The sequence below is a fragment of the Flavicella sp. genome, from assembly GCF_037132785.1.
Lineage (GTDB): Bacteria > Bacteroidota > Bacteroidia > Flavobacteriales > Flavobacteriaceae > Flavicella.
Map to the genome: position 1 here is coordinate 1 of NZ_JBAHZZ010000018.1, position 15,827 is coordinate 15,827.

Genomic DNA, 15,827 nt, shown 5'->3' on the forward strand with positions numbered 1-15,827 from the left:
GTCAATGCCGTTCTAAACCTACTCAATGTACTGTGGTCTGGTGCTACCTGTTCTATTGTCATTCCACAGAAATAGCTGAATGACAAACTATCGTTAAGTCTATCTTCTACTTCGTAATCGCTTAAACCATACCAACTTTGCAAAAGACACATTTTAAAAAGCAACAAACCATCATAGCAAGGCTTGCCAACGGCACTTTTACCTCTGGAATAGTCCTTGTCTATTATTTTTGAAATTCGATCCCAATCGATAAGAATATTTATTTGACTAAAAAATGTAGCTTTTATCTTTCTTGTGCGTAAATCACAAATGCTATCTGCAAAAGTAGGTGTTCTTTGTAGTTTCAGAACTTAAATATAAGCTAACAAACAATGATATAAAACCTAAGTTTGGGTCTTTGTTTTTGTCATGTATCTTGCAACGGTCTTAATTATTACCATTATAGGGTTTAAAATATTTTTCTCGTTGAGGTTTAATAGATTAAAAAAAAATACTACATTTGTCATTCAAAATTTAAAAATGAAAAATCGTATAAATAAAACCTGGTGGTGGAACTCTCTTAATTTATAAGTGAGAAAGATGCTATGTTTTGTATTTCGTACAATAAATAATAAAGGCTTATCTCACGATAAGTTTTTTTTGTTTTAGGAATAGCTAATAGCAAAAATCAGAAAGAAATCAGTATTAAATACTAGGATGGAAATCATCGTGGTTTATTAGAAATAATATGGAAAAAATTAAATTCAAATCAATTACAAAAAGCTTAATTGCCGATACGGTAACCCCGGTAGGCTTGTACTTGAAATTTAGAGATAAATTTGCCAATACTTTATTGTTAGAGAGTTCAGATTATCACAGTAAGGAAGAAAGTTTTTCTTTTTTATGTGTAGATCCAGTAGTGACAATAAAAGCAGAAAATCATCATTTGTCTTTGTCTTATAAAGGGGAAGAATTAGATAATCAAAAATTAGAAAACAGCAATTTTTATGATGTTTTTCATGAGTATACTGGTCGTATCGATTTAGACTGTGATGCGGAGATAAAAGGGTTCAACGGTTTGTATGGCTATACTACCTATGATGCAGTTCAGTATTTTGAAAGTATTGAATTAATATCAAAAGAAGCTCCATCAGCAATTCCCTTAATTCAGTATAGTTTTTTTAGATTTGTTATAGCGATCAATCATTTCAATGATGAATTGATCATTATTGAAAATCTTGAAGAAAATGAAACAACACGTTTGTCGGAAATTGAAACTATATTAAAATCAAAGACATATAATACACAATATTTTTCTTTTGAAGGAGAAGAAACGTCAAATTGTACAGATGAAGAGTTTAAAGAATATGTAAGAAAAGGGAAGGCGCATTGCAAACGTGGTGATGTTTTTCAAATTGTTTTGTCTCGTCAGTTTCAACAAGCATTTAAAGGAGATGAATTTAATGTATATCGAGCATTAAGATCAATCAACCCTTCTCCGTATTTGTTTTATTTTGATTATGGGAATTTTAAACTAATGGGATCCTCTCCTGAAGCACAAATTAAAATTGGAAAAGGAAAAGCAATTATTAATCCAATTGCTGGTACATTTAGAAGAACTGGTGATATGACTGAAGATATCAAATTAGGAAAGAAATTATCTGAAGACACTAAAGAAACAGCAGAACATGTGATGTTAGTAGATTTGGCACGTAATGACCTAAGTAAACACGCAGATCATGTATCTGTTGAGGTTTTTAAAGAAGTTCAATATTTTAGTCATGTAATTCATTTGGTGTCCACAGTTCAAGGAGATATCAAAGGGAATCCAATTGAGATTGTAGGAGATACTTTTCCTGCAGGAACTTTAAGTGGAGCGCCTAAGTACAAAGCGATGGAATTAATTGACACCTATGAAAATCAAACTCGCGGATTTTATGGTGGTGCTGTTGGAGTTATCGGATTGGATGGTTCTGTAAATTTGGCTATTGCTATTCGTTCGTTTGTAAGTAAAAATAATGTATTGTATTCTCAAGCAGGTGCAGGTATTGTTATCAATTCAAATGAAGAAAGTGAATTACAAGAAGTAAATAATAAATTAGCGGCATTAAAGAAAGCTTTGGTGTTGGCAGAGAAAATATAAATTAGCTTTTAGTTGTTAGTGTAAAGCTAATAGCAAAGAGCCAAAAGCTAAAAAAATGAACATATTAATTTTAGATAATTACGATTCTTTTACTTATAATCTAGTTCATATGGTAGAAGAAATAACTGGGATTTTCCCAGATGTATATAGAAATGATAAAATTTCAATCGAAGATATAGGTAACTATGATTTGATAATGTTATCTCCAGGCCCTGGTATTCCTGATGAGGCAGGTATATTAAAAGAGGTTATTCGTACCTATGCAGCTACAAAACCTATTTTTGCAGTATGTTTAGGTTTACAAGCGATTACTGAAGTTTTTGGAGGTACTATTATCAATATGGATAAAGTATACCATGGGGTGGCTACTGAAATGTCTGTGATCGATAAGGATGCTCTGATCTTTCAAGGTTTGCCAGAGAAATTTGAAGCAGCAAGATACCATTCTTGGATTGCTCAAAATGAAGGTTTCCCTGAAGAATTAAAGATTACGGCTGTAGATGAGGAAGGAGGAATTATGGCATTGGAACATAAAAAGTTTAATATGAGTGCAGTACAATTTCATCCAGAATCTATTTTAACTCCTTTAGGAGAGAAAATAGTTCGTAATTTTATTGAAAATTTGAAAAAATAGTATCAAATGGTGGGTGCTAAGTATTGAGAGATACTAACGACCTAATGCTTGATCTCTGATACCAAAATAATATGAAACAGATACTAAATAAATTATTTGAACACCAAACATTGTCTCAGTTTGAGGCAAAGCAGGTATTGGTAGATATCGCTGCAGATAAATATAATGCTGCACATATGACGGCATTTATGACTGTTTTTATGATGCGTCCAGTTTCAGTTGCTGAGTTGACAGGTTTTAGAGAAGCATTGCTTGAATTGGCGGTTCGAGTAGATTTATCTGATTTTAATACAATTGATTTATGTGGGACTGGTGGTGATGGAAAGAACACTTTTAATATATCAACGCTTACTTCTTTTATTGTTGCAGGAACAGGTCATAAAGTAGCTAAGCACGGAAATTATTCTGTGTCATCTGCTTCAGGGTCTTCTAATATGTTGGAGTATTTAGGATATAAATTTACAAACGAGGAATCTGTTTTAAATAGTCAATTAGAGAAGGCAAATATTTGTTTTTTACACGCTCCTTTGTTTCATCCAGCGATGAAATCAGTAGGGCCAGTAAGAAGAGAGTTAGGTTTAAAAACTTTTTTTAACCTGTTGGGACCTTTGGTAAACCCAAGTCAGCCACAAAATCAATTGGTAGGTGTCTTTAATTTAGAAGTAGCACGTACCTATAATTATTTGCTTCAAGCAACCGATATAAATTATGGCATTTTGTATGCCTTAGATGGCTATGATGAAATCTCATTAACATGTCCTTTTAAATTATATACAAAGGAAACAGAAAGTATAATAAGCCCTGATAAATTAGGATTGAAAAAAACACATCAATCTGAAATTTTTGGAGGAGACTCAGTTCCTGAAGCTGCAGTGATATTTAAAAATATATTGGAAGGAAAAGGTACAGAGGCACAGAATAATGTAGTCTTAGCGAATGCTGCTTTTGCATTAAATATTTTTGATAAAAAAAAGAGTTTTGAAACTGCTTTTGAGCAGGCAAAAGATTCTTTATTAGGATTAAAAGCAAAGAAAAGTTTAGAGTTAATTATAGAATAGAGTGGAGTAATGAATATGAATAATATACTAGAGCAAATAATTGCATTTAAAAAGCAAGAAGTAGCCAAAATTAGAAAGGAAGTATCAGTTGAGCAGTTGGTGAAAAGTCCAGAGTTTAAAAGGACACCTATTTTATTAGCAACTTCCTTAACAGAAAAAGGATCTTCTGGGATTATTGCTGAGTTTAAAAGACAGTCACCTTCAAAAGGGATAATCAATGATAAATCTACTATTGAAGAGGTTACACAAGGCTATTTGGATGCAAATATTGCTGCACAATCCATTTTAACAGATACGCGTTTTTTTGGAGGAACCATGGTTGATCTGATGAATGCAAGAAAAGTAAATACAATTAGACCTATCTTACGCAAAGACTTCGTGGTTGATGGATTCCAAATTATTGAAGCAAAAGCAATTGGTGCAGATGCAATTTTATTAATTGCTGCTTGTTTGACAGCAGAGGAGTTGAAGAACTACGGAAACTTGGCTGAAGATTTAGGTTTGAGTGTGTTGTATGAAATACACAGTAGAGAAGAGTTGGATAAAATTTCAGATCTCGACGGAAAAATTATTGGGATTAATAACAGGAATTTGAAAACATTCAAAGTAGATTTGGAACATTCAATAGCTTTGGCTGCTGAGATTCCGGATACCTGTATTAAAGTTTCAGAGAGCGGGATTAGTGACCCTAGAGTAATTACACGTTTAAAAGAATATGGTTTTGAAGGGTTTTTAATTGGAGAAACTTTTATGAAAACTAAAAACCCAGGAAAAGCATGTAAAGAGTTTATTGATCAATTGAAATAATGTTTTTATTGTTTTGGGAGGGTTTATTAGTCTGAGGAGTTTGTCGAAGTATAGAAGTAAGCAAAGAAATATTTATAAATTGAAAGAGATGAAAATTAAAATATGTGGTATGGGAAGCTCAGAGAATATTCTAGAAGTTGCAGCTTTGCAGCCTGATTATTTGGGCTTTATATTTTTCGAAAAATCGGCTAGAAATTTTTCAGGCAGCATTCCTGAGTTATCTCGTTCAATTGTAAAAACAGGAGTTTTTGTAAATGCAACTATCGAATTTGTTGTTGAGAAAATCAAACAATATAATTTTGGAGCAGTGCAATTACACGGTAAAGAATCTGTTGGCTATTGTGAAAAGATAAAGGAATTAGGGGTTGAGGTCTTTAAAGTGTTTTCAATAAAAAACGATTTTGATTTTGATATTCTAATTCCGTATGAGTCTATTGTGGATTGTTTTTTATTTGATACCAAAGGAGAACGTCTAGGAGGAAACGGGTTTGTGTTTGATTGGAGTGTGTTAAAAAAACACAATTCCAAAACCCCATTTATTTTAAGTGGAGGAATAGGATTGAATGAAATAGAGGCTGTAAAGGAAATTATAAAAAGTGATTTGCCCATTTATGCCTTAGATTTGAATAGTAAATTTGAAATAGAACCTGCGGTGAAAGATGTGGGTGTTTTAAAAGAATTTTTAAATAAAATAAGATGCCTAGAATAGGATATAAGAAAAGTATAGATATGGAATCAAAATTTCAGCCTACCAAAGATGGGTATTACGGTCAGTTCGGAGGAGCTTTTATCCCAGAATTGTTGTATCCTAACATTAAAGAATTAGAAGATAATTACTTAAAAATCATCTATTCTGAAGCTTTTCAGAAAGAATATAAATATTTATTAGATCAATATGTTGGGCGTCCTACACCATTGTATCTTTCCAAAGGATTGTCTAAAAAATTCAATGCTTCTATTTATTTGAAAAGAGAAGATTTATGTCACACAGGGGCACATAAAATAAACAATACTATCGGTCAGATTTTATTAGCGAAACACTTAGGTAAAAAGCGAATTATTGCTGAAACAGGAGCAGGGCAACACGGTGTTGCTACAGCTACGGTTTGTGCATTGATGGATTTGGAATGTGTCGTGTTTATGGGAGAGGTGGATATTAAACGGCAAGCTCCTAATGTGGCTCGTATGAAAATGCTTGGGGCGACTGTAGTTCCTGCAAAAAGTGGTAGTAAAACCTTAAAAGATGCTACAAATGAAGCAATTCGTGATTGGATTGGAAACCCTGAAGGAACGTATTATTTAATAGGTTCTGTAGTAGGTCCTCATCCGTATCCTGATATGGTTACACGTTTACAAGCTGTAATAAGTGAAGAAATAAAAGCGCAATTATTAGAGCAAACAGGAAACGAAAACCCTGATACGATTGTTGCCTGCGTAGGAGGAGGGAGTAATGCTGCAGGTGCTTTTTATCATTATTTAGAAGATGAATCTGTTGAGTTAGTTGCTGTTGAAGCTGCTGGATTAGGTATTGATAGTGGAGAAAGTGCAGCAACATCTCAACTGGGAGGTGTGGGAGTAATACATGGTAGTAAAACCATTTTGATGCAAGATGAATTTGGTCAAATTATTGAGCCTTATTCAATTTCTGCAGGTTTAGACTATCCTGGAGTAGGTCCTTTACACGCCTATTTGTTTGAATCTAAAAGAGCTTTGTTTTTAAATGCAACTGATCAAGAAGCCTTGGAAGCAGCCTATGAATTATCGAGAGAGGAAGGGATTATTCCCGCTTTAGAAAGCGCACATGCATTGGCTGCTTTGAATAAGATGGATATCAAAGAAGGACAAGTAATAGTAGTGAACTTATCAGGTAGAGGAGATAAAGATTTAGAAACGTATATAGCAAACTTAAAAGATTAAAACAACATGAGTTTATTAACGAGTTTATTGAGTGAAAAAAAAAATAGATTGTGCTCAATTTTTTTCTCAGCGGGTTTTCCTGAAGTAAATGACACTATAAAAATTATTCAAGAATTAGATGCACATGGTGTTGATTTTATCGAAGTAGGTCTGCCTTATTCTGATCCGATGGCTGATGGAAAAACAATTCAATACAGTAGCGCTGTCGCATTGAAAAATGGGGTCAATTTAAATATTATTTTTGATCAATTAAAAGAGGTGAAAGGAACGATAAAAACGCCTCTTGTTTTAATGGGTTATTTGAATCAGGTTTTGAGATATGGTGAAGAAAAATTTTGTCAATTGTGTCAAGAGTGTAGTATTGAAACCGTAATTCTTCCTGATCTGCCAATGATTGAGTATGAAAATCATTACAAAGCCTTATTTGCTAAATATGGGATAAGTAATGTGTTTTTAATAACGCCTCAAACTTCTGATGAACGTATTCGTAAGATTGATGAAATAAGTGATACTTTTATTTATGTGGTTGCTTCTTCTTCAATTACAGGAGCAAAGGGTGAAATATCTCAAAGCCAGATAGAATATTTTAATCGTATCAAAGCGATGGGATTAAAAAGCACATTGATCGTTGGTTTCGGAATATCAAGTAAAAGTACTTTTGATACCGCATGTGAATATATGAATGGAGCAATTATAGGTTCTGCTTTTGTCAACTTTTTAAAAGACAAAGGGATAAATAAAATTGATCAATTTGTAAAAGGTATCATCGGCTAACTAAATAACTTTTTATAAGTTAAAAAGCTCTCAGTCAAGTTTGATAGCTTTTTTTGTTATATTCAAAAAATGATAAATAGCATATTTTTTACTATAGTATAGTTTTAAATTTGACATGTTAAAAGTAATGAATCTGAATAAACAATAGTAATATGGAAAAAAACAAGAAGATTAGTCAAGAACAAGTAATTAGAAATCGTAAAGACACGGTTCGTTATATAAATCTTCAATTGGCTACTTTAGGTCAGCCAATATTTGAAGATAAGCAAGAAAGTGAATTTAAATATTGCAATCCTAATTTTCATGCTTTAACGACCGGTTTGGTACAAAATTTAAAACAATCGACTCGTTTATTATCAAAACATTTAACTCCGATTGATCAAAGAATTCAGAGTTTTATTGATGATTATTTATCAGAGGTAAAAACAGATAAAAAAATAATATTACCTAATAACACGTTAGTTTTGACAAAGGCAGGGCATGCTAGACAAATTAGTTTGCCGCCAGATGGAGATGAATTTATTAGTGAGAATATTACTTCAAACCGAATCAAACAAGGGATTTTAAATAACCCGATTCACGATAAAAGAACAACAAAAGGAACTTTCCATATTGTTGAGGGAGAGTTGCCAGTGCCTTTAGATAAGTTTGAAGTGCCAAAAGAAGTGTTTGCAAATTTATTAGCTGCCGCTTTTAACCCAACGGATGAGCTAAAAACGTTGCCGTTTACCTCAAGTCAAGAGCAGCAAGCAAAAGTAATGGTGTCTCTTTTGATGCGTCCAATGGTATGCCCAGAAGTAAAAGGGGTGATGCCTAAAAAAACGATGGAAGTACATTTCTTTGCGCCAGGTAGTTTGGTGAGTAATTTGGATTTTGTAGAATCTATTTTTGGAAATGCTGGAGACCCTAATTTGGCACAAAATGACGCTGGCTTAGATCCAGAAACATGGACAGGGCATACGGGTTGTGTTGTATTAGCTCCTCATTTAAAAACTTTAAAGAAAAAAGATTTAGGCTTGCCACACTTTGATCAAGCAACTGAACGTCAAAAGAAGGACGGAATGTCTTGGCAAGATGAAAATGAATTATATAATGAGGGAGGTGCTTTTAAAATTACATGTAGAGATTCAAGAGGAGTTGTAGTCACTTTAATTGCGGATAATTATTTTGGATATTCTAAAAAAGAAATTAAAACTCAAATCAGTTATTCTGCCAATCTTTATGGATTGTTAGAAGAGGAACATTCTGGTGGTGCGATTGCATTTCCTAGAGCAGTGATGGGAGATGTTGTTGATGGGAAGTCTTTTATGGGAAAAGATACTACGGATTGTTCTTTTGAAGAGGTGAAAACTTATTTAGGAGATAGAATAGAGGTTCAGCCAGAGAACTATGCAATCGATAAAAAATATCCTAATATTATTTACATTCCAGCATCTGCATACTTTAATACCAATACAAATAGTGTAGTTTGGCAACATAACAATAAAGAACAAAAATTAATTTTATCTCCTGATAAAACATATGTTCATCCAACGGGAAACAAATTCACCCTTGAGAAACATAAGAGTATTTCTTTATGGAGGTTGTTAATTACAGCCGCTGAGGGAGTTAATTGTCATAAACCATGTACTGTATCTGGAGGAGGTAAATCTGAGATTTCAAAATCGATGCAAAATGCGATTACGTATAAATCATTCAACCTTCAAGACATCGAAAAGGATTTTAAATTGGCAGATGAAATTATCGAATTTGATTATTCTAAGCGTTGGAAAAAATACGATTCTAGTTTTGCGTCATCAAGATCTTTTTTAAGCTCAGATAGAACTCTTGGCTCTGCTGTGAAATTATTGATTCCTAATGATGATAATTCAGATGAGTTTAACGAGTTAATAGGTGGTATTCCTGTTCATATTAGGTCTTTAGTCTTATTTGTAAAACGATTGTATAGAGGAGATTATCGTAAATTGAATTGGAAAGACTGTATGTCTGTTGAAGTAATTAACGGTCAGAAAGGAAGCAACCTTAAATACAATGGAATAGAGGTGGTTGGAAGTTATGTTCGTATTGGGTTTAACCAAAATGGAGATTGGATGTTGAACAAATTACGTTCAGATTTTGCTCCAAGTTTAAAAATACAAACAGAAGATGATATTTCAGCTTCAATTACTTTACCGAGAAGTCAGGTTAAGAATTTGAATCCGGAGTATATGAATAAAAGTGTTAAGATAACAGCAAACTGTGAAGCACATTTATTTCAGCGTCCAGATGAAGCTGTGGTAAGAGGGTATGATAAAGGTGCAGAGGCAGATATAGTATCAGATAATACTTTTTTAACGAATTATGAATTGATGCGTAAAAGTGATGCAATTTTATTGTTTGAAGACACCATTAATTTTGACAAGTACACTCAGCCAGTAAAGGATTTGATAAAAAGTGTTGTAGAGAGTGAAAATGAAGAAGAGTATTTTGTGGTTCCTTCTCATACAAGAATTGTTGCAGGAGAACCTACTAAAAACCCACGTTATTTAGAGCCCAATGTATTTGTTGATGAAAATGAAATAAGTTATTTAGCTGATGTTGGAGTTCGTTTAGCACGTAAAATAAAATCTGAAGATGAGGTTGTTAATGTTGTAAATGCTCTTTTGCCAGGAAGAAGAAATAATCCAATTGATAGAGAGGCTGGAATTCGTCCTTTAGCAGTTTACAACCCAATTCATTATCAAGAAGCTCCTGAATTATTTATGGATTTCGTTTGTAGTTTAACAGGTAAGTCTCCATCTACAACAGGAGCTGGATCTGAAGGTGCTTTGACAAAAGGACCTTTTAATATGCTTACTCCAACAACGGATTTAAACAATGCTTTACTGTCTCATATATTAACTGAATCAAATGCTTTTAGTACAGCAGCTGGTTATATTGGTGCAGAAAATAAAGTTGATCATGACGTAAGTTTGTTGATTCCAGAAATTTGGGCGCGTTTGTTGCCTGAAGATAGAGATCCAATAAAATTAATAGAAAATGGATCACTAGAAAAAATTAATGACTTTGAGTTTAAAGGAAATAAAGTATTGGCAAGTCGTTTAGGATATAGAATTACTGATATTTTCGCATTGCGTTGTATGAATAGAATCTTTGATGAGCCAACAGCCGTTTTTGATGAAGGAATGTTACAACCTGAATTACAAGGAATGGAAGATTATGTAGACGGAATTAATAATATAGTGGAAACTCAGCAAAAAGTAGCATTGAGTTACTTTGAAGATGGAAGTGTAGAAGCTGCAATACCTCCGTTGAAAATCTTATTAAATGTAATGGCCTATGGGAATTATGAAGGGAAAGAAATTAGTGACCCTGAATTGAGAAAATTCTTCGATAGAGAATATATTATTAACAGTAGTTGGTATAAAGAAAGATTGAAGTTAAAACAACAAAAAGATCTTAAGTTCTATACGAAACAAATTAACTACTTGGAAGTTTTTATAAACAATCCGAGTAATGTAGATATCATTTCTGAAATGAATATTGAGGATAAATTGGTTAAGGTAAAAGCTAGCTTTAAAGAAACAAGTTCTCCAAAATATCTTAAAAGTTTAATTGGAACTATTGGTGCTGACCCTTTATTTTTTCAATAATTATTAAGTATTTATGTTTAAAAAAACTCCTTCTTATTGAAGGAGTTTTTTTTTGAACAAATTGTGTTTAATTTTTACGAATTTGGAAAGAAGTACTCATAAACATTTATAACTTTGTAACCGTAAAAAGGAACTAATGGTTGATGCAATAAGACGTTTTTTTATCAGTGCTGATTTTTATAAAAGTTTAATTTTTATGGTGGCAGCCTTAATTCCTATTTTGGTGTTTCATTTTTTGTTTCATGAAGTTGAAATAGGATTTGCAATTGCTTTTGGGGTTTTTTACAATGCTCCTACAAATATTCCAGGGAGTGTAAAACACAGGACTTTGGGAATGTGCGCATCTATTGTGATCACAACCTTGGCGACCTTAATTATAGGTTATGCCGCTTTAAATATATGGGTATTATTACCTCTTCTGGGAATCCTGACTTTTATTGTTTCTTATATCGCAGTATATGGATTTAGGGCTTCCTTAGTTGCTCTTTCAGGTTTATTGGCCATTGTGATAAGTTTTGCTCACTCTTATGTAAATCTTTCAGTAATTGATTATTCAGCCTTTGTTTTTGTCGGTGGACTTTGGTATTTGTTGATTTCGAGTTTAGCAAACTACTTCAACCCAAAAATGTATATAGAGGAGTTGCTTTCAGACACGATGAAACTAACAGGTGAATTTTTGGAAACACGAGCAAAGTTGTTGTTGGAAAAAGAAAACAGGACAAATTTAAATACCAAACTATTTAAATTGCAAGCAGAGTTAACCAAAAAACACGAAACGTTACGTGATGTTTTGTTAACGAGGAGAGAAAAGTCTGGTTTGTCTAATAGAATTCGAAGAAAATTATTGTTGTTTATAGAGTTGGTTGATATGTTTGAACTAGCTGTTGCAAATCCTGTAAATTATCAAAAAGTAGACGAGGTATTTAAAGATAAACAAGTGTACCTTTTAACTTTTGTAGATTTGATAAATGAAATGGCTTCTCATTTAAATTATATTTCTAAAGTAATTATTAGAGACAAAAAGGTGTCGGTAAACAATAACGTAAACTTACATTTAGAATCCGTGAAAGAATCGATTGAATTTTATAAAAGCTCTTTTGGAGAATCAAATGGACGTGATGGTTTTCTTATGTTGGTCAATTTGTTTGAATACCAAAGCTCCCAGGTAAAAAAAATTAAGGTGATGGAACGGATATTGAATGACCTGACTAGAAATAATAGTTTGAAGAATATTCCTTCTGGAAATACGCGTTTTTTGACACCTCAAGATTATGGTTGGAATAAGCTTGTTGTGAATTTTAGTTTAAAATCTTCTATTTTTAGACATGCACTTAGGTTGTCTATTACAATGGTGTTTGGGTTTTTAATTGGACATATCTTTGCCGTTCAAAACCCCTATTGGATTTTGTTGACCTTGGTGGTAATTATGCGCCCGAGTTATGGTTTGACAAAAGAGAGAATGAAACACCGAATCATAGGAACTCTAGTAGGGGCTGTTTTGGCTTTGATATTCGTTTATTTGATTCAAGATACATTTGTTTTTGGTGTTTTAGCGGCGGTGACTTTGGTGTTGGCCTTGGCCTTGGTACAATTAAATTACAGAACATTTGCCGTTTTTATTACGCTTCATATTGTTTTTATGTATGCTATGTATAGTCCTGATGTGTTGGATGCGATTCAATTTCGTGTAATTGATACGATCGTCGGTGGTGGATTGGCTGTTTTGTCAAATTTGTTTTTATTTCCGTCTTGGGAGTTTATGACAGCTCAAGAATCTGTTTTAAGCACTTTATCATCGAATGGAATTTACCTAAAAAAAATAGAAGAAATCTATGACGGTGAAACGGCAAAGACTGAAGAATATAAGTTATCTCGTAAAAATTCGTTTTTAGCTATGGGAAACCTTAATGCTGCTTTTCAGAGAATGACACAAGAACCTAAATCTAAGAGGAAATATTTTGCTGAAATTTATGATATTGTTGTTGTGAGTAATACGTTTTTGGCATCATTGGCGTCCTTAGGAACCTTTATTAGAAAACACGAATTACAACAGCACTCCAAAACATTTTCAGTATTTATTGAGAATATTGTCGATAATTTGACCAATGCAAAACAAGTGATTTTAAACGAAGAGTTGACAAAAATGCATGCAGTTGATGAGATTATTGAAGCTAAAATTTCATTAGAAAAAAGATTTGAGGAATTGACCGATAAATATGATAAAATAGTACTAGAGACAGATGTAAATGAACCTGAAAAAGCTGAAGTTTCTCTTGAAATTCGTAAAACACAAATGATATTGGAACAGTTGTCTTATTTATTTTCTTTATCAGAGAGTTTAATTCAAAAAGTGACAATTTATCATGAAAAATTAAAAAAGAAAAGTGATGTATAAAGAGATTGAAATGATACCAAATCAAGTGTATTCAATATTATTAGAAGATTGGGATGAAGAAATCACTGGAGTTTTTGTCACTGAAGGTAAAGAGTGGATTTTATTATTAGACAATCAAAATGATTTTATATTAGAAGGCTTACGATTTGTTAATAAGGCTAGATTGGATGAGGTTTTAAGAGATGATGATGAGAAGTTTAAGGAGAAAGTTTTTTCCAAAAAATATTCTGATTTTTCATTGCCTAATAGTTACAATTTAAATGATACAGCAAAATTATTACAACAAATAAAAGAAGAGAATAAATTGCTTCATTTTGATATGGAAGATGAAGAAGAGATTATTGTTGGACTTATCGAAAACATCTATGATGATAAGTTTGAGTTAAAGGCATTAACCTCTGAAGCTGAATGGGGAGAAAACCTTATTAGTGAATTTAGGGAGTTAAGTACCCTTGCGATTGACAATGATTATTTAAAATCTCTTAATTTGCTTATTGATTAATAAACTGGTGAAAACGCAAGCTTCTATTAGGAGGCTTATTACGATTTTTACTCGCTCAAAACTCTAAAAATAGATTTATTATGGTATGTTATACCATTTTAACATTTAAGAGATGCAATAAATTAGTTTCTTTTTCATTCATATTTCACACAAAAACAAAACAATACCGTTGCAAGAGAAACAAACTTTAAAATTATAATTCAAGCACCAGGTTATTAAACCCACAGTACATGAGGGAATAAAAGTAAAATTAGAATTAAAAATCAAAATGATATACTCCTCCAGCTAAAACTTGGAAGCCTTGAACTTGAAAGTTTGAGTATACTTGGTAATTGGTGTTTAAAATATTATTGAGTTGAATAAAAGCACTCCACTTTCTGTTAAAGATGTAATCAGCAGATATATTTAAATCTAGATAACCATCAAGTTCAACTAAGGTTTCAGCATCGTTAGAATCTATAATTAGATCATTTCGTTTTCCTTTAGCAAATAGTTCGGCTTTAGTTTTCCATTTTCCAAAAGTATAAGTCCCAAATGCGGTAGCTATATAAGACGGTAAATTCCATGGTTCATCTTCATTGTTCATCGAATATGAATTAATAGATAGTGAAATACCTGTTTCAATATTTTTAAGTAAACTAGCTGATAATTCTCCGTACAAACCTAATGTTGTAGTATTATCGTATAGTGCATAGAAAGAATTTCCTGCTTGGTATCCGTTAGATACAGTTGTAGTTCCATCAGTTAAATTTTTGTTTGAACGGAATAATAATTTGTCCTCATCTTGTGAATAGGACGCATTTACGTCATAAGAAATTCTTGAAGTTAATTTCCCCTTGAATCCAGCAAATAAACGAAATGTATTACTGGTAGGTTTTATGTTTAAAGTTGGTGAAACATATGGGTTTTCAAGAGTAATACTTCTATAGGAGTTTTGAATGATTCCCCCTGTAAAACCACCATATAGATTTAGCAATTCATCAATCATGACAAAATTTATATTGATATTTGGATAAATATATAGCTTACTTGTATTATTTTCTATATCAGAATTGTAATTTATTTTTGCTCCTAAAGAAATATATAGGTTTTCTCTTTCAATAGGATAGTTTATTTCTGCTACAAAATTTAAATATCCATATTCAATTGCACCAGTGTTTGTATAATCTTGAGCAAACTCTCCATCTAAGATATTGATATTAGCTTTTGCTAAAATTTTATGATCGTTGATGGGGAGTTCAAAGGATGAGGAAAAGTAAAATCTCGATTCCTTACTTTTATGCTTGTCTGAAAATATATCTAGACTTCCTTCAGCTTTTTTTAGCACGCCTTCTTTTAGTTGAATATTTCCCTTTAAAGTAAAATAATTGTAGGTCTGTTTCTCGTTGATAGCATCTATTACCGAATCTTCATAAAGAAAAGGAATACCATACCAATTGTAAATGTCTCTCTGGTAGCTAATGCCAGCCTCCCAAATTTGTTTTTTTTGAGTGTTTTTATAATTTAATGCCAATTTAGTCATTAAATACTTGTCGTCTAAAACAACATCTTTAATTCCACCAGAAGATGATTTGTTGTATAGGATAAACTCGGCTTCGTGCTTCTTTTTTTTCTTATATAAAAACCCTTCTAATAAAGGCGTTCCATAATTCCCATAACCAACTTTTACATAATTAGTGTATCCAGATTTACTATAATTAGTTATTGCAGATTTATAACTACCGGAATAAGGTTTAAATATAGACTGAATTGGGGTTGATTTGATCCCGTATTTTATATTGTTTTTATCACTGCTTTGAATCGATATTTTTGGAGACTCATTCGCCTTAAAAGCATCTGAAATTGATGGTTTGTAAGAGGTAATTACATTTATTACTTCTGTACTAATACTATCTTTATCTTGTTGAGCCGAAAGAGATAGTGTGCCTAAAAATAGTGCGATATATAATTTTTTCATTGTGTGTTTTCTTTAGAGTTTGCTGCTGA

12 protein-coding genes are annotated in these 15,827 nt (G+C 32.3%); 10 read left to right on the plus strand and 2 right to left on the minus strand.

Annotated elements, in window-relative coordinates:
* Positions 1 to 347, minus strand: a 347-nt coding sequence (locus V5787_RS01245; protein WP_336891494.1) for a transposase, incomplete at its 3' end; no start/stop codon positions are given.
* Positions 348 to 727: 380 nt separating this feature from the next.
* On the opposite strand from V5787_RS01245, the gene V5787_RS01250 reads away from it, so the two are divergent.
* The 10 genes from V5787_RS01250 to V5787_RS01295 all read left to right on the plus strand — a co-directional run bounded on the left by V5787_RS01250 (position 728) and on the right by V5787_RS01295 (position 13,841).
* A complete protein-coding gene (locus V5787_RS01250) occupies positions 728 to 2,122 on the plus strand; it encodes an anthranilate synthase component I family protein (RefSeq protein WP_336891474.1) in 1,395 nt (464 codons plus the stop codon).
* Between the two features lie 55 nt (positions 2,123 to 2,177).
* A complete protein-coding gene (locus V5787_RS01255; protein WP_336891475.1) occupies positions 2,178 to 2,756 on the plus strand; it encodes an aminodeoxychorismate/anthranilate synthase component II in 579 nt (192 codons plus the stop codon).
* Between the two features lie 71 nt (positions 2,757 to 2,827).
* Positions 2,828 to 3,814, plus strand: coding sequence for an anthranilate phosphoribosyltransferase (trpD, locus tag V5787_RS01260; protein ID WP_336891476.1), 987 nt, complete (start codon positions 2,828 to 2,830; stop codon positions 3,812 to 3,814).
* Positions 3,815 to 3,829: 15 nt separating this feature from the next.
* Positions 3,830 to 4,621 carry an indole-3-glycerol phosphate synthase TrpC gene (trpC, locus tag V5787_RS01265; protein WP_336891477.1) on the plus strand — a complete coding sequence of 264 codons (792 nt, stop codon included), beginning with the start codon at positions 3,830 to 3,832 and terminating at the stop codon, positions 4,619 to 4,621.
* A gap of 88 nt (positions 4,622 to 4,709) precedes the next feature.
* On the plus strand, positions 4,710 to 5,330 hold the full coding sequence (locus V5787_RS01270) for a phosphoribosylanthranilate isomerase (protein ID WP_336891478.1): 621 nt from the start codon (positions 4,710 to 4,712) through the stop codon (positions 5,328 to 5,330).
* Positions 5,331 to 5,350: 20 nt separating this feature from the next.
* Complete coding sequence (gene trpB, locus V5787_RS01275; RefSeq protein ID WP_336891495.1) at positions 5,351 to 6,538, plus strand: tryptophan synthase subunit beta; 1,188 nt, start codon at positions 5,351 to 5,353, stop codon at positions 6,536 to 6,538.
* 6 nt (positions 6,539 to 6,544) lie between these two features.
* Positions 6,545 to 7,312 carry a tryptophan synthase subunit alpha gene (trpA, locus tag V5787_RS01280; RefSeq protein WP_336891479.1) on the plus strand — a complete coding sequence of 256 codons (768 nt, stop codon included), beginning with the start codon at positions 6,545 to 6,547 and terminating at the stop codon, positions 7,310 to 7,312.
* 152 nt (positions 7,313 to 7,464) lie between these two features.
* A complete protein-coding gene (locus V5787_RS01285) occupies positions 7,465 to 10,944 on the plus strand; it encodes a hypothetical protein (RefSeq protein WP_336891480.1) in 3,480 nt (1,159 codons plus the stop codon).
* 136 nt (positions 10,945 to 11,080) lie between these two features.
* The gene (locus V5787_RS01290) at positions 11,081 to 13,339 is read left to right on the plus strand and encodes an FUSC family membrane protein (protein ID WP_336891481.1); all 2,259 of its coding nucleotides are present in this window, start codon (positions 11,081 to 11,083) and stop codon (positions 13,337 to 13,339) included.
* A complete protein-coding gene (locus tag V5787_RS01295) occupies positions 13,332 to 13,841 on the plus strand; it encodes a hypothetical protein (RefSeq protein ID WP_336891482.1) in 510 nt (169 codons plus the stop codon). Before V5787_RS01290 ends, V5787_RS01295 begins: the two co-directional genes overlap by 8 nt.
* A gap of 256 nt (positions 13,842 to 14,097) precedes the next feature.
* On the opposite strand, the gene V5787_RS01300 is transcribed toward V5787_RS01295, so the two are convergent.
* On the minus strand, positions 14,098 to 15,798 hold the full coding sequence (locus tag V5787_RS01300; protein ID WP_336891483.1) for a hypothetical protein: 1,701 nt from the start codon (positions 15,796 to 15,798) through the stop codon (positions 14,098 to 14,100).
* Between the last annotated feature and the right edge of the window lie 29 nt (positions 15,799 to 15,827).

What these genes read in the sequence shown, in the direction of transcription:
- V5787_RS01290 (WP_336891481.1), top strand. Translation starts at nt 11,081, where the DNA reads ATGGTTGATGCAATAAGACGTTTTTTTATCAGTGCTGATTTTTATAAA.
- V5787_RS01255 (WP_336891475.1), top strand. Translation starts at nt 2,178, where the DNA reads ATGAACATATTAATTTTAGATAATTACGATTCTTTTACTTATAATCTA.
- trpC (WP_336891477.1), top strand. Translation starts at nt 3,830, where the DNA reads ATGAATAATATACTAGAGCAAATAATTGCATTTAAAAAGCAAGAAGTA.
- trpA (WP_336891479.1), top strand. Translation starts at nt 6,545, where the DNA reads ATGAGTTTATTAACGAGTTTATTGAGTGAAAAAAAAAATAGATTGTGC.
- V5787_RS01285 (WP_336891480.1), top strand. Translation starts at nt 7,465, where the DNA reads ATGGAAAAAAACAAGAAGATTAGTCAAGAACAAGTAATTAGAAATCGT.
- trpB (WP_336891495.1), top strand. Translation starts at nt 5,351, where the DNA reads ATGGAATCAAAATTTCAGCCTACCAAAGATGGGTATTACGGTCAGTTC.
- trpD (WP_336891476.1), top strand. Translation starts at nt 2,828, where the DNA reads ATGAAACAGATACTAAATAAATTATTTGAACACCAAACATTGTCTCAG.
- V5787_RS01250 (WP_336891474.1), top strand. Translation starts at nt 728, where the DNA reads ATGGAAAAAATTAAATTCAAATCAATTACAAAAAGCTTAATTGCCGAT.
- V5787_RS01270 (WP_336891478.1), top strand. Translation starts at nt 4,710, where the DNA reads ATGAAAATTAAAATATGTGGTATGGGAAGCTCAGAGAATATTCTAGAA.
- V5787_RS01300 (WP_336891483.1), bottom strand. Translation starts at nt 15,798, where the DNA reads ATGAAAAAATTATATATCGCACTATTTTTAGGCACACTATCTCTTTCG.
- V5787_RS01295 (WP_336891482.1), top strand. Translation starts at nt 13,332, where the DNA reads ATGTATAAAGAGATTGAAATGATACCAAATCAAGTGTATTCAATATTA.